Origin of the sequence: Thermus thalpophilus (assembly GCF_022760915.1) — a bacterium.
In the GTDB taxonomy this organism is placed as follows: domain Bacteria; phylum Deinococcota; class Deinococci; order Deinococcales; family Thermaceae; genus Thermus; species Thermus thalpophilus.
Genome location: NZ_JAKTNS010000010.1, coordinates 1 through 21,203 on the forward strand (window position 1 = coordinate 1; position 21,203 = coordinate 21,203).

Consider the following 21,203-nt stretch of genomic DNA (forward strand, 5'->3'; position numbering starts at 1 on the left):
CCCTGGGATGGGAGGGGGTCCTGGGGGAGCTTTGGCAGCGGGGCCTGCGGCGGGTATTGCTCTTCATCACCGACGGGCTGCCCGGGCTTCCTGAAGCGATCCGCAGGGTCTACCCTCAGGCGGAATGGCAGCGGTGCGTGGTGCACGGGGTGCGGTGGAGCCTGTCCCAGGTGCGGGCGCGGGACCGGGGCCTGCTGGCGGAGGACCTGAGGCGGGTGTACGGGGCGGAGAGCCGGGAAGAAGCTCTTGGGGCCTTGGAGGAGGTGAAGGCCGCCTGGGGTTCGCGGTACCCGGGGGTGGTGGGGCTTTGGGTACAGGATTCGGGGGCCTTCCTGCGGTTCTACGGGTACCCCAAGGTGCTTTGGCCGTACCTGCGGAGCACCAACCTGATGGAGCGGTTTATCCGGGAAGTGCGGCGGGGGACGAAGGTGCGGGACCACAAGTTTCCTAAGGAAGAGGCGGTGTACAAGCTTCTTTACCTGGAGTCGGAGAGGCAGGAAGGGAGGTGGGCAGAACGGAAACTAAAGGGGTTCTCGGAGGTGAAGGAGGTGCTGGAGAAGATGCTTCAGGAGCGGTATGCCCCCCGTACACAGACTCTTACACATAACTCTTGACACGACCTGGCCTTGCCGGTGAAGTACATGGAGCCCTGGCAGACGGTGGTGTGGCCGTGTAGGTTGACGGTGCCGAAGCTTTGCCCAAAGAACCAGCGGATGAAGTCGGAGCGGCCCGCCTTGAGCCGGCCCCAGGCGGAGACCACCTGGTTGTTCTTGGGCCCGAGGTCCGGGTGGTCCGGGTCAATGAGGGCGTGGAGGTAGTCCTTGAAAACCTCCTTGAACTTGGCCACCAGGGCTTGTTTCTTTTCCCGATTTTTCTCTGCCCAGATGGCCCGCACTGCTTGGGCCATGCGGTTCATCACCTCGGGGTCCTTAAGCGCCCAAAGCTCCTTTAGCCCGGGGTAGTGGCGCTCGTCGCCCAGATGGGCGAAGAGCTTGCCCCCCTCCACGATCTCCTTCACCGCCTGGTGGAAGGAGATTTCCTCCCACTTGCCGCTTCCCCTGGGCCCGGCCCGCTTGAGTACCTTGCGGATGCGGTAGGGATCGTAGGCGGTCTGGATACCCGCCTGGCCCTTGGGGCAAAGGGCCCCGTCCACCTTGGCCACCACATCCACGGGGGTATTCAGGGGCAGGTGGGGGCGGAAGGTCCAGGGGGAGAGGGGGTTGCCGTCAATCTTGCTGGCCACGCCCTCGTAGAGCTTCACCTTGATGGGGCAGCCGGTGTTGCACTGGAGGCAGGAGGAGTAAATGGTGGTTTCGGGAAGCTGGATCTCGTAAGCCTCCATGCCTTGGGCGCTGGCCTCCTGAAGGCTCAGGGCCAAGGGGCCCAACAGGGCGCCTGCGCCGGAAAGCTTCAAGAGTTCACGCCGGGAAAGCTTTTCCATAGGCACCTCCTACACCAAGTAGTAGACCCTGGGCTTGGTCCCCGCCTCTTCCTTGAGGCGCATGATGTTGGGCTTTTTAATCAGTTCGGCCACCAGGGAGTTGGGGTCTTCCAGGTCCCCAAAGTACGTGGCCCGGCCGATGCAGGTCACCACGCACTGGGGCAGGAGCCCCCGTTCAATGCGGTGCAAGCAGAAGTGGCACTTGCGCACCTTGTCCATGGGGCCGGCCTCGTCCTCTCGGGCCACCTTTTTACCCCATTCGTAGACGGGCAAGTTCTCGTAGGGCATCTTGCCCTGTCCCGGGGTGTTTTCCGTCCAGAAGTAGCCGTCGTCCTTGTGGCGGGAATTGTAGGGGCAGGCGGGAACACACTTCTCGCAACCCACGCAGAGCTCGTAGTCAATCTCCACGATGCCGTCCTTGCGCTTCCAGGTGGCGTCGTAGGGGCAGGCGGGCACGCACGGGGGCTCGTCGCACTGCATGCAGGGCTGGGGGACGAAGCGGTAGGTGACGTTGGGGTAGGTGCCCACCTCCTCCTCGCTTACCGGGCGGTAGATCACGCCCGGGGGCAGGCGGTTTTCCGCCATGCAGCTTACGGTGCAGGCGTGGCAGCCCACGCACTTTCTAAGGTCAATGACCATGCCCCACTTGCGGTTGGGGTTCCTTAGCGCCCGCTCCAGGTCCTCCTGCATGCGCAAAAGGACGTCCTCTTCCGCCCCGCTTTCCGGCGGAGCCGCCTGGGGCACGCCTAGGGCTAGGCCCGGGGCCACCATGGAGGCGAAGATGGCGCTTGCCATTTTGGCGAGAAAGCGCCGGCGGTCCTCTGCGCTGGTGAGGGGTTCTTTTTCCATCTGCCCCACCTCCTTTCGCCTTCCAAACTAGGGCCCCGGTAGGGCGGCCGGTAGCGGTAGGGTGGCGGACGGGGCTGTCGGAAAACCTCCCGACAGGGCTCGGGACATCTATACCCTTTCGCCTTACCTATCCTGGGGTAGATGCGAAAGCTCCTGGCCCTCCTTCTCCTTGCCGCCTGCGCCAAGCCGCCCGAGGTGGCCCTCGGCCCTCCCTATGCCAAGGAGGCGGAAGGGGGTGGGGTGCGCATCGTGGTAGCGGGGATGCGTTCCCCCGTGGAGGCGGAGCCTTACCGGGAGTTCTTGCGGGGCCTCGAGGCCCATTTGGGCGAGCGGGTGGAGGTGTTTGGGCGCCGCACTTACCGGGAGGTCTTGGAGGCCTTGCGCCAGGGAGAGGCGGACCTTGGCTTCCTTTGCACCTTGGCGGCGGGTCTTGGGGTGGAGGAGGGGTTTTTGGAGGTGCTCCTGGCGTCGGATACGGTGGTGCCTTACCAGAGCCTCGTCGTGGTGCGGGAAGACGCTCCTTACCGGAGCCTGGCTGAGCTGGAGGGGCGCCCCTTTGCCTTCACCGACCCCCTTTCCAACACGGGCCATGCCTGGCCTAGGCTTCTGGCCAGGGAGCTTGGGGAGGGTTTTTTTGCCCGGTCCTTCTTCACCTACAGCCACGACCGGGCCCTTTGGGCTGTGCGGGAGGGGTTGGCGGAAGGGGCAGCGGTGGATGGGGTGGTGTACGCCACCTTGGGCTTCAAGGGGCTTAGGGTCCTGGCTAGGGGTTCCGCTGACCCCCCTCCGCCCGTGGTGGCCCGCAAGGGGCTTCCCGAAAAGGAGAAGGCCCGGCTTATGGAGGCGCTCCTTGCCCTAGCGGAAAAGCCAGAAAGCGCAAAGGCCCTAAGGGCCTTGGGCCTAAAGGGGTTCCGCAGGGCGGAAGGCGCTCCTTACCGGGCGGTCTACCGAAGGGCGCGGGAGGTGTTGCCGTGAGGCTTGGGACCCAGCTTCTTCTCACCGTGCTTCTGGCGGCAACCGCCACGGGCGGGGCCTTGCTGTTGGGGGGGGTGCCTTTCTCTACGCTGAGGGGGAACGGGCCTTGTGGCAGCAGGTTCGCTCGGCCGCCTGGGACCTCGCCACCCTGCTCACGGATGACCTCCTTCTTCAAGACCGCTTGGCGGTGTGGGAGAAACTGGGAGCGGCCAGGGACCGCTACCCGGGGTTTGTCTACGCCTACGTCCTCTCCCCAACGGGGGAGGTCCTGGCCCACACCTTCGCCGAGGGGGTACCGGAAGCCCTCCTGGCCTTGGGGGGCGAGCGGACCTTACGGGTAGGGGGAAGGCTGGTGTATCAAGGGGAGGCCCCGGTGTATGGGGGAGCGGCGGGGGTGGTGCGCTTGGCCCTGGCCCAGGACCCCTTAAGGGAGGAGTTGGCCCAGGTCCTGCGCACCGGGGTTTTTGGCTTGCTTTGGGCTGTGGGGCTTGGGGTGGGGCTTGGCTACCTTCTTCTAGAGCGGGTCCTGGAACCCCTCAAGGAGATGGCGGAGCGGGTTTCCCTTCTGGGCCGAGGGGGGAAGGTAGCCTTTCCAGAGCCCAGAAACGAGCTCGGTGCCTTGGGGCAGGCGCTCAACCGCATGGGGGAGGAGGTGGAAAGGCGGGAGCGGGAACTCACCCTCCTAAACCGCCTCCTGGCGGAAAGCCAGGCCCTGAGGCTGGAGGAGCTGGCGGAGCGGGTGCTTTCCCTCTTGGTGCGGGAGCTTGGCTTCGCCTGCGGGGATCTTTGGGTGGAGGGGCGGGTGGTCCACGGCCGCGCCTGCCAAGTCACGTGCCCCTTGGGGGGTGTGGAGGGGCTGGCGGAGGAAGCCTTGCGGGAGGGGCGGGTAGTGGTGGGCCAAGGGGGGGTGGGGGTGCCGGTACCCCCTCGAGGGGCCCTGGTCCTCCACGGCAAACCCAAGGTGGAGGAAACGTGGCTTATCGGCTTCCTGAAAGCCCTTTCCGGCCCCTTGGCCACCGCTTTGGAAAACGCCCGGCTCTACAGCCTCTTGGAGGAAAAGGAGAGGCAGCGGGCGGAACTTTTGAAGGCCTGGCTTAGGACTCAGGAGGAAGAAAGGGCGCGCATCGCCCGGGAACTCCACGATGAGGTGGGCCAGGCCCTCACCGGTCTGATCTTGGGACTGGAAGGGCTACCGGGAGACACGGCCCAGGCGCTCAAGGAGCTGGCCCGCTACACCCTGGCCGAGGTGCGGCGCCTGGCCTTGGACCTGAGGCCCTCGGTCTTGGACCACTTGGGCTTGGAAGCTGCCTTGGTGCGGTACGTGCGGGAATTTTCCGACCGCACGGGGATTGAGGTGGACCTTTCCTTCCACCTCCGCCGGCCTTTGCCCAAGGAGCTGGAAACCGTGGTCTACCGGGTGGTGCAGGAGGCCCTTACCAACGTGGCCCGCCACTCGGGAAGCCCCCGGGCGGCGGTGGGGGTCTTGGAGGCGGAAGGGGAGGTGCGGGTCTTCGTGGAGGACGAGGGCCAGGGCTTTGACCCCAAGGCGGTGGGCCCCGGGCACCAAGGTCTTTTGGGCATGCGGGAGCGGGTGGAGCTTTTGGGAGGGAGGTTCCTGTTGGAAAGCGCCCCTGGAGAGGGCACCCGGGTACAGGTTAGGCTTCCTTTAGAGGTGGTGGCGTGATCCGGGTGGTCTTGGTGGAAGACCACATCCTGGTGCGCTCGGGCATCCGCCATCTTCTGGAAGCCCGGGGGCCCATCCGGGTGGTGGGGGAGGCAGGAAGTGGCCGGGAGGCTTTGGCCCTCTTGGAGGGCCTCGAGGCCGACCTGGCCATCCTGGACGTTTCCCTGCCCGACTGCACCGGGATTGACCTGTGCCGGACCCTGAAGGCCCGCTTTCCCCGCCTGCGCCTCCTCGCCCTTTCCATGCACGAGGACCCCGAGTACGTGCGGGGCTTTTTGCAGGCGGGGGGAGAGGGGTACGTGAGCAAGGCGGCGGTGGACCACGAGCTTGTGGACGCCGTTTTGGCCGTGGCCCGGGGGGAGCGGTACCTCAACCCGAGCCTCGCCATGCGGCTCGCCATGGAGATGGTCCAGGGAGAGGTGAAGGAAGAGGGCCTATCCCCCAGGGAGGAGGAGGTGTTGCGCCTGCTCGCCCAAGGCCTTTCCCACAAAGAGGTAGCCGAGCGCCTGGCCATCTCGGAAAAGACCGTGGCCACCTACCGGGAACGGGGCATGGAGAAGCTCGGCCTGAAGACCCGGAGCGACCTCTTGCGCTACGCCGTGCGCCGGGGTTGGCTTTCGGGCTAAAGGGGCTTGGCCGCCGCCATCCGGGCGTAAAAGGCGTGGGTGAGGGCGATGGCCAAAGCGTCCGCCAGGTGGCTTGGGCTTGGGGGCTCCTTGAGGCCCAAGATCCCCCGGACCATCAGGGCCACCTCCTCCTTGGCGGCGTGGCCGTGCCCGGCCAGGGCCTGCTTCACCTGCATGGGCCCGTAGGCGTAGACCGGCACCCCCGCTTCAAAGGCCGCCACCAGCACCGCTCCCAAGGCCCAGCCCACCTTGTAGGCGAGCTCGTTTTGCCGGTAGAAGAACTGCTCCTCCACTGCCAGGGCCTCGGGTTGGAAGCGGAGGAGGGCTTCCTTGATCCGGGCGTGGATGCGGCCCACCCGCGCCTCCGCCTTTTCCTTGTGGGAGGTCTTCACCACCTCCCCGTGGAGGAGCCGGGCTTTTAGGGCCCCTTTTCCTTCCACCGCCACCACCCCGAGGCCCAAGTGGGTGATCCCGGGGTCCACGCCCGCCACCACCACCTCAGTTGCCCCGTTTGGGCGGGTAGTCCCCGTCCCCGTAGCGGATGAAGGCGGGGATGTCAAAGTTGTAGGGGTCGGCGTGGGTGGGGAAGTCCACGGGGCGGATGGGCTTGGGCACCACGGTGCTCTCGCCGAAGCCGGCGGCGATGAGGATGACCCGAAGCTCGTCCTGGGCGCGGTCGTCGTAGGTGACGCCGTAGAGGATGTCCACGTCCTCGTTACCCGTGGCCTCCCGCACCCGCTCCACCACCTCCGCCGCCTCCATGAGGGAGAGGTCCTCCGAGCCCACCACGTTGAGGAGAAGCCTCTTCGCCCCCTCAATGGAGCGCTCCAGGAGAGGGCTCATGGTGGCGGTCTTGGCCGCCTCCTCCACCCGGTTTTCCCCGCGGCCCGCCCCGATGCCCATGAGGACCTGGCCCGCCCCTTCCAAGAGGGCCTTCACGTCGGCGAAGTCCACGTTGATGAGGCCGGGGAGGTTGATGACGTCGGTGATGCCCTTCACGCCGTGGTAGAGGACGCGGTCGGCGATGAGGAAGGCGTCTTTAAGGGTCATCTTCTTGTCCACGGCGGAGAGGAGGCGGTCGTTTTGCACCACCACCATGGCGTCCACCCGCTCCTTGAGGCGCTTGATGCCCTCCTCCGCCGCCTTGAGCCTTTTGGGGCCTTCAAAGCTAAAGGGGCGGGTTACCACGGCCACGGTGAGGGCCCCCAGGCGCTTGGCGATCTCCGCCACGATGGGGGCACTGCCCGTACCGGTGCCGCCCCCCATGCCGGCGGTGATGAAGACCAGGTCCGCCCCTTCCAAGGCCTCGGCGATGAGGTCCTCCGCCTCCTGGGCCGCCTTTTCCCCGATCTCCGGGTTGGCCCCCGCCCCCAGGCCCCGGGTGAGCTTCTCCCCCAGCTGGATGCGCACGTCCGCCAGGCTCTTGGCCAGGACCTGGGCGTCGGTGTTGGCGGCGATGAACTCCACCCCTTGAAGCCCCGCCTCAATCATGCGGTTAACGGCGTTGTTCCCCGCCCCCCCGAGCCCGATGACCTTGATGACCGCTCCTTCCATCTCTGCCCCCTCTCCTTGAATCATGCCTAAAATAAGTTGTTCAGAATTTCCTTGATACGGGCCCAAAGCCCCTCGGCCTTGGCGCCTTCCTCTTTCTTTTCCCGTTTTTGCAGGCGCTTGGGCTCCGTCGCCCGGGCGGGCAAGGTGGCCCCGTGGCGCACCAGGCCCACGGCGGTGGCGTGGGCGGGGGTGGCCACCACGTCGGTGAGCCCGGATACCCCCTGGGGCTTGCCCAGGCGCACGGGAAGCCCGTACTGCTGCCTTGCCAAGAGGTCAAAGCCCCTGAGGAGGGCCGTGCCCCCGGTGAGGACCACCCGGTTCACCCGGATTTCCAAGGGCCCCAGGGTTTCGTCCACGGACTGGCGGGCCAAGTGGAGGATTTCCCGAAGCCTGGGCCGGATGATTCGGGCGAGCTCCGGGGCGGGCACCTCGCCCAGGGAGCCCCCTTCTTGGTTGATCTCCAAGACGAGCTCGGGGTCGGCCAACTCGGGAAGCGCCGCCCCGTACTTGCGCTTCACCCTTTCCGCCTCCTCAAAGGGGATCTTGAGGAGCTGGGCGATGTCCTGGCTCACGTGGTCCCCCCCAAGGGGCAAAACGGCGGAGTGGGCGAGCCTGCCCTCCCGGAAGACGGCCACGTCCGTGGTGCCCCCGCCCACGTCCAGGAGGAGGATGGTCATGTGCTCCTCCTCCGGGGAAAGGACGCCGAGGCCGCTGGCCAGGGGTTGGGCCACCAGGGCCTCCACCTCGAGGCCCGCCGCTTCCACCGCCCGGCGCAGGTTAGCCAAGGGACCCCGCCCGGCGGCGACGAGGTGGACGTCCACCTCAAGGCGCACCCCCGCCATGCCCACGGGGTCCCGGATCCCCTCCTGGCCGTCCACCTTGAATTCCAGGGGGAGGGCGTGAAGGAGTTCCTGCTCTGCGTCAAAGGGGTAGGCCTTGGCCTGCTCCACGGCCCGCTCCACGTCGGCCTCGGTGATGCTCTGCCCCCGGCGGATGGCGGCCAGGCCGTGGCTGGTGACGCTCTTCAGGTGCGGCCCGCCCACGGAGAGGATCACCCGCTCCACCTTGACCCCCGCCACCCGTTCCGCCTGGTGGACGCTCTGGCGGATGGCCTCCGTGGTGCGCTCCAGGTTCACCACCACGCCCCGCCGCAGGCCCTGGGAGGGGACGGTGCCTTCCCCGATGATGTCCAAGACGCCATCGGGGGCTAGCTCCCCGATGACGGTGGTGACCTTGCTGGTGCCGACGTCCAATCCCGCGATAATCATGGGCGTAAACTCACCCCCCAAGAATACAGGTACACGTGGCCCTTAGGCCAGGTCGCTTGGGCATACTCTAGCAGAAGTTCGGCGCTTGGGGCAAAAAGGACGGTGCCGGGAAGCTCCACGTAGAAGCCCGCCGGGGTGTAACGGAGCCGTTTGGCGCCCTTGTAGGCCTTGGCCAGGGCCAAAAGCGCCTCCTTGGGAAGGGGCCCCTTCCCCTCCACCCTAGGCCCCCGGGCGTGGGGGGCCCCGCCGGGAAGGAGGGTGCCGTCTTTTGCCAAAGCGGCGCCGTCCGCCAGGGGTAAGAAGGGCTCCCGCTCCCGCACCAAGAGGCGCACCACCCCGGGCTTGGGCTTTTCCAAGCGCGCCTCCGCCACCCAGGGGTCCTGGAGGAGGGGGGAAAGCCGCCTGGGAAGGATCCAAAGCCAGGGGGCGCCGGGGTAAAGGCCGGCCTTGGCCAGGACCGCCTCCTCCTTCAGGTGGCGCAGACCCACCACCTCCACCTTTTCCACGGGGAAAAGGACCAGGCTTCCCACGTAAAGGGTGGCTGCGAGGAGCACGAGGAGGAGCGCGCGCACTAGGCTCATCTTACCCCCTTGGCTTTACCCCGGGCCTAACCTTCAAGGCCACACCTCCCATTCCAGCTCCAAGGGAAGTTCTTCCCGGATACGCTCAAGAAGCGCCAGCACGTCCTTGGCGGTGGCCCGCCCCAGGTTGACGATGAAGTTTCCGTGCTCTAGGGAGACCATGGCGTCCCCCACCCTGAGGCCCTTCAGGCCCCGCTCGTCAATGAGCCGGCCCGCCGACTGGCCCGGGGGGTTTTTGAAGGCGCAGCCGGCGCTTTTCCGCTTGGGTTGCCCCTTGCGGGCGGCGTCCACCTCGGCCATGCGCTTTAGGATCTCCTCCAGGGGGCGCTCCTTGAGCCTGAGGCGCACCCGGGTCACGATCCCGCCCGGCGGCAGGCGGCTTTGCCGGTAGCCGAAGCCCAGCTCCTCGGGCCGGTAGAGGTGGAAGGCCCCGTCGTGGAAGATTTCCACCGCCTCGAGGGCATCCGCCATCTCGCCGAAGCGGGTGCCGGCGTTCATCTTCACCGCCCCCCCCACTTGGGCGGGGATGCCGAGGAGCCCTTCCAGGCCGGAAAGCCCGGCCCGGGCCGCCTCTTGCACCAAAAGGGGAAGGAGCGCCCCCGCCCCCACCCAGCCCCTTAGGTCGTAGGTCTGGAACTCCCCCGCCAGGCGGATGACCCGCTCCGGCACCCCCTCGTCCAGCACCAGGAGGTTGGAGCCGTTCCCCAGGACCCGGTAGGGGGCCTCGGTGGCCCGCTTGAGCTCTTCCCGGGTTTCCACCGTCCAAAGCTCCGCCGGGCCGCCCACCCCCAAGGTGGTGTAGTCCTTGAGAAGCACCCGTTCAACCTTCACGGACGAGCCTCCGGGCTAGTTCCGTCACGTCCCCCGCGCCCAAGGCGAGCCAGAGGTCCTCTGGGCCCGCCGTGGCCTTGGCGTAGGCGAGGGCCTCCTCCGGAGGGAGGAAGCGGGCCTCTTGGCCGAGGGCGGCGAGCCTCTCGGCGATCCTTCGCGAAAGGGCCTCCGGGGAAACCTCCCCCTTCTCCCCGGCGGTGTAGACGGGAAGGACCACCACCTCTTCCGCCTCCTGGAGCGCCTCGGCGAAGGCTTCCCAAAGCTCCAGGGTGCGGAGGAGGCGGTGGGGTTGGAAGAGGACCCGGACCCGGCGGCCGAGGAGCCTGGCCGCCTGCAAGGTGGCCCGCACCTCCGTGGGGTGGTGGGCGTAATCGTCCACCACCAGCGCCCCCCGCACCTCCCCCAGGCGCTCAAAGCGCCGCCCCACCCCGGGGAAGCGGGCAAGCCCCCGGAGGATGGCCCCTTCCTCCACCCCAAAGGCCAAGGCGGCCAAGGCGGCGGCGAGGGCGTTCCGTACGTTGTGGGCCCCGGGGACCTGGAGCCTGGCCTCCCCCAGGTCCTTGCCCCCGTAGACCAGGCGGAAGCGGCTTCCCGTGGGGTTTAGGGCGAGCCCTTCCGCCCAAAGCTCCCCTCCCTCTCCGAAGCGCAGGGGCTTGAGCCCCTGGGCCGCCTGGGCCAAGAGGGGGTCGTGAGCGGGGAGGACGGCCACCTCCGCCCCCTTTAGGAAGCCCGCCATGGCGGCCAGGAGGGCCTCGAGGCTTTCGTGGTAGTTGGGGGCCTTCCTGCCCTCGGGGGCCACGTGCTCCCTCTCCAGGTTGGTGGCCACCGCCACCCGTACCCGCACCCCTTGGAAGAGGGGGTCCGACTCGTCCACCTCCGCCAGCCGGGGACCCAGGCCGAAGCGGGCGTTCCCGGGCAGGAGGGAAAGCTCCCCCCCGAGGAGGACCCAGGGATCCAACCCCGCCTCCAGGAGGATGCTCGCCAGCATGCCCGTGGTGGTGGTCTTCCCGTGGGTGCCCGTGACGCCCAGGGAGGGCTTTTGCGCAAGGAGGTGGGCCAAAAGCTCCATGCGCCGCACCACCCGCATGCCCCGCCTCCTGGCTTCCAGGACCTCAGGGTGGTCCAGGGGGATGGGGGTGGGGACGACGAGGGTGTCCTCCTCCCCCAGGTGGGCGGGGTCGTGCCCAGGGTGCACGGGGACCCCTAGGGCCTCCGCCCGCTTGCCGGGGGCCAGGTCGCACCCCGTCACCGCCACCCCCTCCCCGAGGAGGAGGCGGGCCAAGGCGCTCATGCCCACCCCTTCTATGCCCATGACGTGTGCCCGTTTCATAGGAACTCCTCCAGCCAGTCCGCTAGGCGAGCAGCCGCCCCTTCCGGGGAGAGGCGGGCCATGCCTTCTTGGTATGCCTCCCGCCGGGTGAGGATGGCCTGGACTTGTTGGGGTAGCCGGGCGTAATCCCCGAGCTCCGCCCCCCCCGCCTTGCGGTAGGCCTTTGCGTTGGCGGCTTGCGCTCCCCCGTCAAGCTTGGGGGAGAGGGGAAAGAGGAGGGCGGGCAGGCGGTGGAAGGCGGCCTCCGCCAAGGTGCCCGCCCCGGCCCGGGAAAGGAGCAAATCGGCGGCGCTCATGGCCAAGGGGGCGTCCACGAAGCCGGCGATGCGGTAGTCCTCGGCCTCGAGGAAGCGGTAGCGCTCCACCCACCTTTCCCCCACCTGGTGGAGCACGGGGAGGCCCAGGGGTTTGAGGAGGGGGGGAAGCTTCTCGTTGAGCTCCAGGCTCCCTTGGCTTCCCCCCAGGACCAGGAGGAGGGGTTTGGCGGGGTCAAAGCCCAGGCGGGCCTTGGCCTCCGCCTGGGGATAGCGCACCTCCCGCACGGGGTAGCCCAGGACCCGGGCCCTGCGCCCAAGCCAAGGGGGAAGGCTCACGGGCACGCTTAGGGCGAGGCCCTTGGCCCAAGGGGAGAGGGCCTTGATGGCCAGGCCCAGCTTGGCGTTTTGCTCGTGGAGGAGGAGGGGGATGCCCTTAAGCCCTGCCAGAAAAGCCCCGGGGAAGCCCGCATAGCCCCCGGTGGAGAGCACCGCTTGGGGCGGGTGCTCCCTAAGGACCCGCCAGGCGGCCCGAAGCCCCTTGGCGAGCTTTAGGGCTTCCCCCGGCCGGAGGGCGCTCCGGTCCAGTTTGCCGGCGGGGATGAGGGTGTGAGGGATGGAGCTTTGCGGGAGGAGGCGGGCCTCGAGGCCCCCATCGCTCCCCAGGTAGAAAACGGGGTGGCCCCGCCGCCTGAGCTCCTCCGCCACCGCCAAGGCGGGGAAGAGGTGCCCCCCCGTGCCGCCCCCTGTTAGGAGGACCACGCTTTCACCCCCTTCCCCTTGGGCTCCCTGGCCAGGCGCAGGAGCACCCCAAGGGCGAAGCCGGAAACCAAGAGGGAGCTTCCTCCATAGGACACGAAGGGCAAGGGGACTCCCGTCACGGGCAGGAAGCCCACGGTGACCCCGATGTTGAGGGAGGCCTGCAGGGTCAGGTACAGGGTGAGGCCCAAGGCGAGAAGGCTCAGGGGCCCCTGGAGGCGGAGGGCCAAGGCCAGGCCCCGCAGGAAGAGGAGAAGGTAGAGGAAAAGGACCACCAGCCCCCCGAACCAGCCCGTGGCGAAAACCACGCTGGCGAAGACCATATCGTTATGGGCCTCCGGGAGGTGGGGGAGGTTGCCCCCGGGGCCTTGCCCCAAAGGACCCCCCAGGAGAATGGCCTTTTGCGCCTGCAGGACCTGGTAGGCGGTGTGGGCGGGGCTGGCTTCCCCTTGGAGGTAATCCAGGAAGCCTGTGAAGCGCTCGGAAACGTAACGGAAGCGGGCCAGGTAGTAGCCGGAGAAGGGGAAGACCGCCAAGAACCCCGCCAGGCCCACCATGAAGAGCCTGCGCCAAGGTACCCCGGCCAGGATGAAGAGGAGGGTGGCCAAGGTCACCAGGAAGAGGGCGGTGGCGAAGTCGGGTTCGATCAGGACTAGACCGGCGGTGATCCCAGAGAGGAAAGCGGCCCCCAGGATGGGGGTATCGTTCCCCTTTCGCCCCACGAAGGAGGCGAGGTAAAAGACCAAGGCCACCTTGGCCAGCTCCGAGGGCTGGAAGGCCACAGGGCCCAGGTAAAACCACCGCCTTACCCCCCCGGGCCCATCCCCCAGGAACAGGACCAAGAGCAGGAGGCCCAGGGTGAGGAAGAGAAGCCAGAGGGCGTGGCGGAGGAGGCGGGCCGGGGGCAGCAGGAAGCCAAGGAGCATGGCGGCGAACGCGAGCCCCACCCGCAAGAGATGGCCCTGGAGGAGGCCTGGTTCCGCCACCCCCACCCCCAAAAGGCCGAAGGCCATGAGGAGGAGGCCCGCTAGGAGGAGGACGGGGTCCACGGCTCACCTCCTAGGGCAAAGACCGCCTCCCGGAAGGCCTGGGCCCGGTCTTTGTAATCCTTGAACTGGTCAAAGCTGGCGGCCAGGGGGGCAAGGAGGACGGAGCCCTCCGCAAGCCGGGCCAGGGCTTCGGCCACCGCCTGCCGCATGGCCTGGTGCCCGTCCTTTTCCCGGATCACCACCACCTCCACGCCCCCGCCCAAGGCCTCCGCCATGCGGGGCCCGTCCCGGCCCACAGCCAGGACCACCCGTACCCGGGAGAGGAGGGGCCTTAAAGGGGCGAGGTCGGCCCCCTTGTCCTCCCCGCCCAGGATCCAGGCGATGGGGGCGGGGGCGGCCCTTAGGGCGGCGGCCACCGCAGGGGTGCGGGTGGCGATGGAGTCGTCAATGAAGACCACTTTCCCCTTCCTGGCGAAGGTTTGGAAGCGGTGCGGGGGACGGGGCAAGGTCCTCAGGCTTTCCTCCAAGGCCCCTTCGTCCAGGGGGCGGCCCAAGAGGTCCAGGTAGGCCCGGGTGGCGGCCAAGGCGGCCCGCAGGTTGCTTTCCCGGGGGTCTTCCGCCGGCTGGAAGGGGTAGAGGCGGGCCGGGCTCCCTTCCGCCGCTTGGCGCACCTTGGCGTCTTGGGCGTTGTAGACCAGGGCGTCTTCGGCGGTGAGGTTCTTGAGAAGGTTGAGCTTGGCGGCGTGGTAGGCCTCGAGGCTCCCGTGCCGGTCCAGGTGGTCCACCCCCAGGTTAAGCAGCACGGCCACCCGGGGCCGGAAGGTGGAAACCCGCTCCAACTGAAAGCTAGAAAGCTCCGCCACCGCCACCTCCGCCTCGTCCACCACGCTCACCAGGGGAGGGTCCACATTGCCCCCTTCCAGGGCCTTTAGCCCTTGGCCCCTTAAGAGGTGGGCGGTGAAGAGGGTGGTGGAGGTCTTCCCCGCGGTGCCGGTGATGCCGAGGATGGGAGTTGGGGAGAGGCGGTAGGCGAGCTCGGCTTCCCCCACCACCTCCGCCCCCCCTTCCCTCAGGCGCTGGAGGTTAGGGTGGTCCAGGGGCACCCCGGGAGCGGCCACCACCTGGGCGTAGCGGCCCTCCAGGGCGAAGTCGGGGGTGAAGCCCAAGGCCAAGGCTTCCCGCACCTCCTCTTCCCGGGGCCTGTCGTCGTGGAAGCGGGCGGCGATCCCCCGCCGCTTCAGGAAGCGCAAGACCCCGAGGCCGCTTCGTCCGAGGCCGTAGACCAGGATCACGCTCCACCTCCCAGGCCAAAGGCGAGGGCGGTGGCCAGGGCGGTGAGGACGGCGAAGCGGAAGACCACCTTGGCCTCCTCCCAACCCAAAAGTTCAAAGTGGTGGTGCAAGGGGCTCATGCGGAAAAGCCTTTTTCCCGTGCGGCGGAAGTAGAGGACCTGGGCCACCACGGAAAGCACCTCCAACACGGGGACGATGGCGGCCAAGGGCAAGAGCCATAGCTTCCCCGTGAGGACGAAAAGCCCCGCCACCATGGCCCCCAGGGCCTGGCTCCCCGTGTCCCCCATGAAGACCTTGGCCTTGGGGGCGTTGTGCCAGAGGAAGCCGAGGAGGCTTCCCAGAAGGGTTTGGGCGAAGGGGTAGGGATAGAAGGGAAGGAGAAGGATGGCGGCGACGCTCGCCAGGAGTCCGTCCAAGCCATCGGTGAAGTTGAAGGCATTGGCCGCACCCACCACGGCCAGGAAGACGAGAAGGACGTCCAGGATGGGCCAAGGGGTGTAGGCCACCTGCCGTGCGGCGTAAAGGGCGAAGACCAAGGCCATGAGGCCCTGGAGGGCGAGCTTTTCCCGCGCCTTAAGGGGCCGGGAGAAGCTTCCCCCCAGGTCGTCCAAAAGCCCCAGGAGGGCGAAGCCGAGGCCGAGGAGCCAAAGGGGAAGGAACGGGTCCTTGCCCCCCAGGTAGTAGGCCAAGAAGGCGGCGAGGAGGAAAGCTACCCCGCCCATGCTGGGGGTCCCTTCCTTGGCTAGGTGGGCCCGAGGGCCATCCTGGCGCACGCGTTTGCCCAGACCCATCGCCTTCATGAAGGTGATCCAGACGCCGGTGAAAAGCCAAGAGAGCAGGAGGGCTAGGGCCATACCACCTCCCGGCAGGAAAGAACGCGTTCCCCAGGCACCAGATAGACCCATTCCCCAAAAGCCGCGGCGTCCTCGGCCTCGGCCAAGGGCTTCACCCCTTCCCTGCGCACCAGGTAGACCCTTTCCCCCATAAGGGCCACCACCCCGCAGTCCCCCGCCTGGGCTTTAAGGACGGGGGCGGGAAGGGGAAGGGTGCGGCCCTCGGGGTAAAAGAAGGCCTCCTCCCCCAGGGCCACCGCGCCCTCCCAGGCCACCACCTGGGTGTACCTTCCCCTTTGGAGGAGGGTTCTTTTCCGGTAGACCCCTTCTTGGCCCACCCAGTAAAGCCCCTCGTCGCTCAGGAAGGCGTCCTTGGCGGGGTAGGGAAGAAGCCCCCCCGGGGTCCACACCGCCTCCCCCAGCCCCACGGCGAGCCTGGGGCTTGCCCGCAGGAAGCGGGGAACGCCGGGGAGGGGAAGGCTTTCCAGGCTTCCTTCCCGCAGGACCAAGAGCTGGTAGGGATAGGCGGCGTAAAGGGCCTCCCGGTCGGCGTCCAGGAAGAGGGGGGGGCTAGGGAGGATGGCCTGGAAGCGGCCTTCCACCAAGCCCCCACGGGCGAAGCCCCCGGGATAGGGGAGGGCGGGGGAGGTGGCCCTTAGGGGGGCGCAGGCCACCAGGAGGATAAGGAGAGGGCCTAAGCGTCCCATAGGTCCAGGATCCTTTCCAGACCCACGGCCCTCGAGGCCTTGAGGTAGACCAGGTCCCCCGGCAACACCCGGGCCTTGAGCCAAGCCAGCGCCTCCTCCAAGCCCTCCACCGCTTCGCCCCCCAAAGCGGCCTGGGCCTGAGCAAAGGGGCCCAGGTAAAGGGGCTTCAGGCCAAGCCTGGCCGCTTCCTCCGCTACCTCTAGGTGGAGGCGCTCCGCCAGGCTCCCAAGCTCCCGCATCTCCCCCAGGACCACCCACTTCCGCCCGGGCTGGGCCGCGAGCCAGGCGAGGCCCGCCTTTACGGAAAGGGGGTTGGCGTTGTAGGCGTCGTTGAGGAAAACCACCCCTCCCAGGACCCGCCGCTCCATACGCCCCGGGGGCAGGCGGAGGCCGGCAAGCCTTTCCGCCACCCCCCCCAGGTCCTTTCCCAAAAGCTCCGCCGCCGCCAAGGCGGCCAGGGCGCCCAGGGCGGGCCCAAGCCCGGGGTAGGGCACCTGGACCCTCCTTCCCCGGTATCGGAAACGGCTTTCCGTGGGGAAGAGCTCCAGGTCCTCGCCGGCGAAGGTGGCCTCCCCAAAGCCGTAGGTGGGCTCCCCTCGGTAGCGGCCGAAGGCCTGGAGCACCTCCTTGGCTTGGAGGCTCACCAGGGCCTGGGGGGCCCGAAGGAGCCCCGCCTCCTCCCGCACCACCCCTTCCAGGCCGCCGAAGGCCAGCAGGTGCTCCTCCCCCAAGGCGGTGAGGACGGAAAGGGCGGGCTTGGAAAGCCCCATGAGCTCCGCCATCTCCCCCACCCGGTCTATCCCGAGCTCCACCACCGCCCCTTCCTCCCCTGGGCTTAGGTGGAGGAAGAAACGCGCCAGGGGTGGGGCGGTGTTTTGGTTGCCCGAGGGGGCGGGAAACCCCAGGCCTTGGGCCAGGGCCTCCTTGGTGGTGGTCTTGCCCGAGCTACCCCCCACCGCCACCACCACCCCGGGGAAGAGCTCCCTGAGGGCGCTTCCCAGGCGGAGAAGCGCCCCGTAGGGGTCCTTCACCTCCACCGTGGCCTCGCCAGGGACGTCCGCCAGGACGAGGCTTGCCCCCTGGGCCCGGGCCTCGGGGATGAAGGAACGCCCGTGGGCCCTGGCCCCAGGGAGAGCGACGAAAAGGCTTCCCGGCGCCACCTCCCGGCTGTTCCAGTGGAGGTCCCGCACCGGCCCTCCCCCGGGGTGGAGCCGCCCCCCGGTGGCCTCCGCCACCCACTCAGGCGTTAGTTCCCTAACATGCGCAAGATACACAAGTACCTCACCGCTCCTCAGCATAGGGGGGAAGGCCCCGGTAGGCCAAGAGACGGGCGGCGATCTCCCGGAAGATGGGGGCGGCCACCTGGCTGCCGTGCACCTCCCCCTTGGGGTGGTGGACCGCCACCACCACGGTGTAAAGGGGCTTATCCCCAGGAACGAAGCCGGCGAACCAGGCGGTGAAGACCTCCTGGGAGTAGCGCCCGTTCACCACCACCTGGGCGGTGCCCGTCTTGCCGGCCAGGCGGTAGCCCGGAAGGTGGGCCCGGGGGGCGAGGCCCTCCACCAGGGCTTGCCGCACCGCCTCCGCCGTGGCTTCGGAAAACACCCGCTCCCCCTGGCGAAGGCTTCCCGCAAAGAGGATGGGGGGCCGGTAGACGCCATCCACCAGGGCATTGAAGGCCGCCGCCAGGTGCAAGGGGGTAATGAGGAAGCCTTGGCCGAAGGTGTGGTTGGCGTAGGCGGCCCGGCTCCAGGCCTCGGGTGGCTTCACCACGGGGGACGCCACCCGGACGCCGGGTAGTAGCTCGGCATCGGTGAGGTGGAGCTTTTTCAGGTATTGGTGGAAGACCTCCTTGGGCAGGGCCTCCGCCAGCCGGCTAATGCCCACGTTGGAGGAGTACTTGAGTACCTCCGCCAGGGTGAGGACGGGGGGGTGGGGGACCACGTCGCGGATGGTCCAGCCGTCCACCACCCGGTACATGGGGGCCTCCACCCGGGTGTTGAGGCGGGCTTGGCCCTCTTCCAGCAGGATGGCGGCGGTGAGGGCCTTCATGGTGGAGCCGGGTTCCAGGGCCACCAAGAAGGCGTGGTTGCGCCAGGAAAGGTCCTTTTCCGGGTCCTTTCGCGGGGCTAAGGGGTCAAAGGCGGGCCCGTTGGCCACGGCGAGGATCCGCCCATCCCGGTCCAGGACGAGGGCGGTGGCGAAGCTACCCTGGCTTTTCGCTAGGCCTTGCCAGAGGGCCTTCTCCGCCATGGCCTGGATCCAGGGGTCCAGGGTGAGGGTGAAGGAGCGCCCCTGGGCCAGGGCGGCGTTCAGGTCGCGTTCCAGGCCCTCGAGGCCCCTGCCCGTGCTCCTTTCCCCGAAGCCCAGGAGTTGGCTTGCGCTTTCCCCCAAGGGATAGTAGCGACCCCCCTGCAGGGTGAGGGCCAAGGGGGTGCCGTCTTGGGCGTAGAGGGCGCCTCGGGGTGGGGGTGGAGGGGGCGGGGGCGGGTTGAGGCGGGGCGGGCGGGTGAGGAGGGCATAGACGCCCAGGGCGAAGAGGAGGAACCAGAGGACAAGCCCGGCGAAGACCAAGGGTACCCGGCTCACCGCGGTCATGGCGCCCACCTCCCTTTACTCATGGGAATGAAGCCCTCCTTCTCCGCCCACTCCAAAACCCGCAAGGGGCGGCTTGCCCGCCACGTTTCCTGAAGGAGGGCTTCTTCTTCCGCCTTCAGTTCAGCGAGCCGCGCCTCCATTCGGGCGAGGGCCGCCTTTTCCACTTGGTTTCGGTGGCCCAAAGCGAAGAGGAGGAGCAGGCTCAAAAGGTAAAGGAGGCCAAACCGCACCGCCGCCCTCACGCCGCCTCCTTTTCCGCCGCCCGTAGCTTGGCGCTCCTCGCCCGGGGGTTTTGGGCCACCTCCTCGGGACTTGGGGTGAGGGGTTTTTTGGTGAGCACCTTGAGGCCGCTTTCCTTGAGAAAGCGCTTGACCAGGCGGTCTTCCAGGGAGTGGAAGGTGATGACCACCAGCCTGCCCCCAGGCTTTAGCGCCTCCTTGGCCTGGCGGAGGAAGTCTTCCAAAGCCCCAAGCTCGTCGTTCACGTACATGCGCAGGGCTTGGAAGGTCTTGCGGGCGGGGTGCCCCGCCTTGCGGAAGCCCACCGCCGCTTGCACCACCTGGGCGAGTTGGGTGGTGGTGCGGATCCTGGCCTTCTTCCTGGCCTCCACGATGGCCTTGGCGATGCGGTACGCCTGCCTTTCCTCCCCCAGGTCGCGCAGGATGCGGTAAAGCTCCTCCAGGGGAAGGGTATTCACCACCTCCTCGGCGGTGGGGCCGGTGAGGCCCATGCGCATGTCCAAGGGGCCTTCCTTGTGGTAGCTGAAGCCCCGTCTGGGGTCTTCCAGGTGGAAGCTGGAAACCCCCAGGTCCGCCAGGATCCCCGCCACCTCCTTCACCCCGGCTTCGGCCAGAACCTCTTGGAGGTGGCGGAAGTTCTTCCGGAACACCCTTAACCCAGGCAGGCCCAAGGCTTCCGCCCGGGCGACGGCCTCGGGGTCCTGGTCCAGGCCGAGAACGAGCCCCCCCCGCGCCAAAATGCCCCGGGTGTGGCCGGCCCCGCCCAAGGTGGCGTCCACATAGACCTCGCCCGGCTTCACCGCCAGGAGGTCCAAGGCCTCTTGGTACATCACGGGAATGTGCTCGGTAATGCCTTCCATAAATCCCTATCCGATAAGTCCCCGCAGGGCCTCGGGGGCCGGCGGGTTGTGCAAAATCTCCTCAATGGCCTTCCACCAGCGCTCCAGGCTCCAGATCTCCAACCTCCCCGGGGCCCCGGCGATGACCACCTCGCCCCCTTCCGCAAGCCCAGCGAATTGGCGCAAGGGCGGGGGGATGAGGACGCGGGAGGCATTGTCCATGCGGGTTTTGTGGGCCCCCGAGTAGAAGAAGCGCACGAAGGCCCGGGCCTCCTTGTCGGTGAGGGGCAGGTTGACCAGCTGCTCTTCAATCTTGCGCCAGCGGTCGGAGGGGAAGACGTAGAGGCAACCCTCCATGCCCCGGGTGAGCACCAGGCCGTCCTCGAGGAAATCGCGAAAGGGGCCGGGGATCACCACCCGCCCCTTGTCGTCCAGGCTGTACTGGTACTCGCCGAAGGGCATCTTCCCACCTGCTCCCACCTTCCGGTGGCCAGACCCGATGCGCCTGGATCACGAATGGCCGTGGCCGGGGAAGGTTTTCGCCGGGAAGTATACCACGGCATCCCCACACTTTTCCACTCTCTCCCACCTATCACCCACTTTTGTCCCACCTCAGGGGTAAAAAAACCCCGAGCCGAAGCTCGGGGTCCGGGATAGGGCGTAAGCCGGGTTCTGTTTTTTGCGGTCATCTCTCTGGGACCGGTGTCGCCACCGGCCTCAAGCGGCCCATCCCAGGGGTTCTGGCGGGCCGGGCAAGCCCTTCCCCTCTACTGGGCCTTGCACCGGGTGGGGTTTGCCGTGCCCCAGCCTGTTGCCAGGCCAGGCGGTGGGCTCTTACCCCACCGTTTCACCCTTACCCGCACCGGGGCCTAGGCCCCGGCCGCTGGCGGTCTATTTTCTGTGGCACTTTCCGTCGGGTTACCCCGCCCAGCCGTTAGCTGGCACCCTGCCCTATGGTGCCCGGACTTTCCTCACCCAAGGGGGGTTGGCCCCTCGAGCGCGACCGCGCCCCTATCCCGGGGCATTCTCTAGCTTAGCAGCTTTTTCTGCTAGGGTGGAGGGGTGGGCTCGCGTTTCGCTTGGTACGTACCCTGGGTGCTCCTCCTTCTTAGCCTGGTGGGCCTTGGGGTCTTGGCCACCCTGTGGTTTTTAGGGGCGCTAGCCCTTCTGGGAGGGGCCGCTTTGTTGGCCGTGCGAAGGGTTCGGCGGCTTTGGGGTCCCCGCTGGCGCAGGCTGCCCCCACCCCGCTAGCCCTTGCGCCAAGGCCGGGTGCGCCCTACACTAAGAAGCGGTTTTCGCACGGCCAAGACCGTGCGGGAGGAGGCGAGCGTGAAAGAAGGCATCCATCCCAAGCTGGTTCCCGCCCGCATCATCTGCGGTTGCGGCAACGTCATCCACACCTACTCCACCAAGCCCGAGATCCACGTGGAAGTCTGCAGCAAGTGCCACCCCTTCTACACGGGCCAGCAGCGCTTCGTGGACACCGAGGGGCGGGTGGAGCGCTTCCAGCGCCGCTTCGGCGACTCGTACCGCAAGGGGCGCTAGGGTCAAGGA

The 21,203-nt window shown here is 67.8% G+C and carries 22 protein-coding genes, 1 other RNA gene and 1 pseudogene; 5 read left to right on the forward strand and 19 right to left on the reverse strand.

Annotation, left to right across the window (positions count from 1 at the left end; all coding sequences use genetic code 11):
• Nucleotides 1-614: pseudogene (locus L0D17_RS05050) on the forward strand (IS256-like element ISTth4 family transposase); the annotation flags it as partial.
• Here the strand turns inward: L0D17_RS05050 and L0D17_RS05055 are convergent.
• Together L0D17_RS05055 and L0D17_RS05060 are read right to left on the reverse strand one after the other, a co-directional pair.
• The gene (locus tag L0D17_RS05055) at nt 566-1,441 is read right to left on the reverse strand and encodes a molybdopterin-binding domain-containing protein (protein ID WP_243094212.1); all 876 of its coding nucleotides are present in this window, start codon (nt 1,439-1,441) and stop codon (nt 566-568) included. The pseudogene L0D17_RS05050 and the gene L0D17_RS05055 sit on opposite strands and share 49 nt — an antisense overlap.
• Nucleotides 1,442-1,450: 9 nt before the next feature.
• A complete protein-coding gene (locus L0D17_RS05060) occupies nt 1,451-2,290 on the reverse strand; it encodes a 4Fe-4S dicluster domain-containing protein (RefSeq protein ID WP_243094214.1) in 840 nt (279 codons plus the stop codon).
• 141 nt (nt 2,291-2,431) lie between these two features.
• Between L0D17_RS05060 and L0D17_RS05065 the strand changes: the two genes are divergently transcribed.
• The 3 genes from L0D17_RS05065 to L0D17_RS05075 all read left to right on the forward strand — a co-directional run bounded on the left by L0D17_RS05065 (nt 2,432) and on the right by L0D17_RS05075 (nt 5,575).
• Entirely contained in the window at nt 2,432-3,265 is an 834-nt protein-coding gene (locus L0D17_RS05065) for a PhnD/SsuA/transferrin family substrate-binding protein (protein WP_243094216.1), read from the forward strand.
• Nucleotides 3,266-3,371: 106 nt separating this feature from the next.
• The gene (locus L0D17_RS05070) at nt 3,372-4,949 is read left to right on the forward strand and encodes a sensor histidine kinase (protein WP_243094218.1); all 1,578 of its coding nucleotides are present in this window, start codon (nt 3,372-3,374) and stop codon (nt 4,947-4,949) included.
• Nucleotides 4,946-5,575, forward strand: coding sequence for a response regulator transcription factor (locus tag L0D17_RS05075; RefSeq protein WP_243094220.1), 630 nt, complete (start codon nt 4,946-4,948; stop codon nt 5,573-5,575). The genes L0D17_RS05070 and L0D17_RS05075 overlap by 4 nt, the downstream gene beginning before the upstream one ends.
• Here L0D17_RS05075 and L0D17_RS05080 read toward each other — a convergent pair.
• The 17 genes from L0D17_RS05080 to rnpB form a co-directional block, all read right to left on the reverse strand.
• Nucleotides 5,572-6,072 (reverse strand): crossover junction endodeoxyribonuclease RuvC, encoded by a 501-nt coding sequence (locus L0D17_RS05080; protein ID WP_243094221.1) that lies wholly within the window; start codon nt 6,070-6,072, stop codon nt 5,572-5,574. The genes L0D17_RS05075 and L0D17_RS05080 overlap by 4 nt on opposite strands.
• 1 nt (nt 6,073) lies before the next feature.
• On the reverse strand, nt 6,074-7,129 hold the full coding sequence (gene ftsZ / locus L0D17_RS05085) for a cell division protein FtsZ (RefSeq protein ID WP_039456809.1): 1,056 nt from the start codon (nt 7,127-7,129) through the stop codon (nt 6,074-6,076).
• 26 nt (nt 7,130-7,155) lie between these two features.
• Nucleotides 7,156-8,397 carry a cell division protein FtsA gene (ftsA, locus tag L0D17_RS05090; protein ID WP_039456812.1) on the reverse strand — a complete coding sequence of 414 codons (1,242 nt, stop codon included), beginning with the start codon at nt 8,395-8,397 and terminating at the stop codon, nt 7,156-7,158.
• Nucleotides 8,394-8,978: an FtsQ-type POTRA domain-containing protein gene (locus L0D17_RS05095; RefSeq protein ID WP_243094222.1), complete on the reverse strand. Its 585-nt coding sequence runs from the start codon at nt 8,976-8,978 to the stop codon at nt 8,394-8,396. The genes ftsA and L0D17_RS05095 overlap by 4 nt, the downstream gene beginning before the upstream one ends.
• 33 nt (nt 8,979-9,011) lie before the next feature.
• Nucleotides 9,012-9,809, reverse strand: coding sequence for a UDP-N-acetylmuramate dehydrogenase (locus tag L0D17_RS05100; RefSeq protein WP_243094224.1), 798 nt, complete (start codon nt 9,807-9,809; stop codon nt 9,012-9,014).
• Complete coding sequence (murC, locus tag L0D17_RS05105; protein ID WP_243094226.1) at nt 9,799-11,139, reverse strand: UDP-N-acetylmuramate--L-alanine ligase; 1,341 nt, start codon at nt 11,137-11,139, stop codon at nt 9,799-9,801. The genes L0D17_RS05100 and murC overlap by 11 nt, the downstream gene beginning before the upstream one ends.
• Nucleotides 11,136-12,155: a UDP-N-acetylglucosamine--N-acetylmuramyl-(pentapeptide) pyrophosphoryl-undecaprenol N-acetylglucosamine transferase gene (locus L0D17_RS05110; RefSeq protein ID WP_243094228.1), complete on the reverse strand. Its 1,020-nt coding sequence runs from the start codon at nt 12,153-12,155 to the stop codon at nt 11,136-11,138. The genes murC and L0D17_RS05110 overlap by 4 nt, the downstream gene beginning before the upstream one ends.
• Entirely contained in the window at nt 12,143-13,201 is a 1,059-nt protein-coding gene (locus L0D17_RS05115) for an FtsW/RodA/SpoVE family cell cycle protein (RefSeq protein ID WP_243094229.1), read from the reverse strand. The genes L0D17_RS05110 and L0D17_RS05115 overlap by 13 nt, the downstream gene beginning before the upstream one ends.
• Complete coding sequence (locus L0D17_RS05120) at nt 13,180-14,433, reverse strand: Mur ligase family protein (protein ID WP_243094230.1); 1,254 nt, start codon at nt 14,431-14,433, stop codon at nt 13,180-13,182. Before L0D17_RS05120 ends, L0D17_RS05115 begins: the two co-directional genes overlap by 22 nt.
• Nucleotides 14,430-15,287, reverse strand: a complete 858-nt coding sequence (locus L0D17_RS05125; RefSeq protein ID WP_039456826.1) for a phospho-N-acetylmuramoyl-pentapeptide-transferase — start codon at nt 15,285-15,287, stop codon at nt 14,430-14,432. Before L0D17_RS05125 ends, L0D17_RS05120 begins: the two co-directional genes overlap by 4 nt.
• Nucleotides 15,278-15,973, reverse strand: coding sequence for a hypothetical protein (locus tag L0D17_RS05130; protein WP_243094231.1), 696 nt, complete (start codon nt 15,971-15,973; stop codon nt 15,278-15,280). The genes L0D17_RS05125 and L0D17_RS05130 overlap by 10 nt, the downstream gene beginning before the upstream one ends.
• Nucleotides 15,961-17,271: a UDP-N-acetylmuramoyl-tripeptide--D-alanyl-D-alanine ligase gene (locus L0D17_RS05135; RefSeq protein ID WP_243094232.1), complete on the reverse strand. Its 1,311-nt coding sequence runs from the start codon at nt 17,269-17,271 to the stop codon at nt 15,961-15,963. The genes L0D17_RS05130 and L0D17_RS05135 overlap by 13 nt, the downstream gene beginning before the upstream one ends.
• Nucleotides 17,255-18,571 (reverse strand): peptidoglycan D,D-transpeptidase FtsI family protein, encoded by a 1,317-nt coding sequence (locus tag L0D17_RS05140; RefSeq protein ID WP_243094233.1) that lies wholly within the window; start codon nt 18,569-18,571, stop codon nt 17,255-17,257. The genes L0D17_RS05135 and L0D17_RS05140 overlap by 17 nt, the downstream gene beginning before the upstream one ends.
• Nucleotides 18,568-18,813 (reverse strand): hypothetical protein, encoded by a 246-nt coding sequence (locus L0D17_RS05145; protein ID WP_243094234.1) that lies wholly within the window; start codon nt 18,811-18,813, stop codon nt 18,568-18,570. The genes L0D17_RS05140 and L0D17_RS05145 overlap by 4 nt, the downstream gene beginning before the upstream one ends.
• On the reverse strand, nt 18,810-19,670 hold the full coding sequence (rsmH, locus tag L0D17_RS05150) for a 16S rRNA (cytosine(1402)-N(4))-methyltransferase RsmH (protein WP_243094235.1): 861 nt from the start codon (nt 19,668-19,670) through the stop codon (nt 18,810-18,812). The genes L0D17_RS05145 and rsmH overlap by 4 nt, the downstream gene beginning before the upstream one ends.
• Nucleotides 19,671-19,676: 6 nt before the next feature.
• The gene (mraZ, locus tag L0D17_RS05155) at nt 19,677-20,111 is read right to left on the reverse strand and encodes a division/cell wall cluster transcriptional repressor MraZ (RefSeq protein WP_039456837.1); all 435 of its coding nucleotides are present in this window, start codon (nt 20,109-20,111) and stop codon (nt 19,677-19,679) included.
• 183 nt (nt 20,112-20,294) lie between these two features.
• Nucleotides 20,295-20,668, reverse strand: an RNA gene (rnpB, locus tag L0D17_RS05160) — RNase P RNA component class A.
• 310 nt (nt 20,669-20,978) lie between these two features.
• Here rnpB and rpmE point away from each other — a divergent pair.
• On the forward strand, nt 20,979-21,194 hold the full coding sequence (gene rpmE, locus L0D17_RS05165) for a 50S ribosomal protein L31 (protein ID WP_026234242.1): 216 nt from the start codon (nt 20,979-20,981) through the stop codon (nt 21,192-21,194).
• Nucleotides 21,195-21,203 lie beyond the last annotated feature (9 nt).

Bases quoted from the DNA above. Each gene is read 5' to 3' on its own strand.
- L0D17_RS05055 (WP_243094212.1), bottom strand. From the start codon at position 1,441: ATGGAAAAGCTTTCCCGGCGTGAACTCTTGAAGCTTTCCGGCGCAGGC.
- L0D17_RS05095 (WP_243094222.1), bottom strand. From the start codon at position 8,978: ATGAGCCTAGTGCGCGCGCTCCTCCTCGTGCTCCTCGCAGCCACCCTT.
- L0D17_RS05140 (WP_243094233.1), bottom strand. From the start codon at position 18,571: ATGACCGCGGTGAGCCGGGTACCCTTGGTCTTCGCCGGGCTTGTCCTC.
- L0D17_RS05130 (WP_243094231.1), bottom strand. From the start codon at position 15,973: ATGGGACGCTTAGGCCCTCTCCTTATCCTCCTGGTGGCCTGCGCCCCC.
- murC (WP_243094226.1), bottom strand. From the start codon at position 11,139: ATGAAACGGGCACACGTCATGGGCATAGAAGGGGTGGGCATGAGCGCC.
- L0D17_RS05060 (WP_243094214.1), bottom strand. From the start codon at position 2,290: ATGGAAAAAGAACCCCTCACCAGCGCAGAGGACCGCCGGCGCTTTCTC.
- L0D17_RS05135 (WP_243094232.1), bottom strand. From the start codon at position 17,271: ATGCTGAGGAGCGGTGAGGTACTTGTGTATCTTGCGCATGTTAGGGAA.
- ftsZ (WP_039456809.1), bottom strand. From the start codon at position 7,129: ATGGAAGGAGCGGTCATCAAGGTCATCGGGCTCGGGGGGGCGGGGAAC.
- L0D17_RS05065 (WP_243094216.1), top strand. From the start codon at position 2,432: ATGCGAAAGCTCCTGGCCCTCCTTCTCCTTGCCGCCTGCGCCAAGCCG.
- mraZ (WP_039456837.1), bottom strand. From the start codon at position 20,111: ATGCCCTTCGGCGAGTACCAGTACAGCCTGGACGACAAGGGGCGGGTG.
- L0D17_RS05125 (WP_039456826.1), bottom strand. From the start codon at position 15,287: ATGGCCCTAGCCCTCCTGCTCTCTTGGCTTTTCACCGGCGTCTGGATC.
- ftsA (WP_039456812.1), bottom strand. From the start codon at position 8,397: ATGATTATCGCGGGATTGGACGTCGGCACCAGCAAGGTCACCACCGTC.
- rsmH (WP_243094235.1), bottom strand. From the start codon at position 19,670: ATGGAAGGCATTACCGAGCACATTCCCGTGATGTACCAAGAGGCCTTG.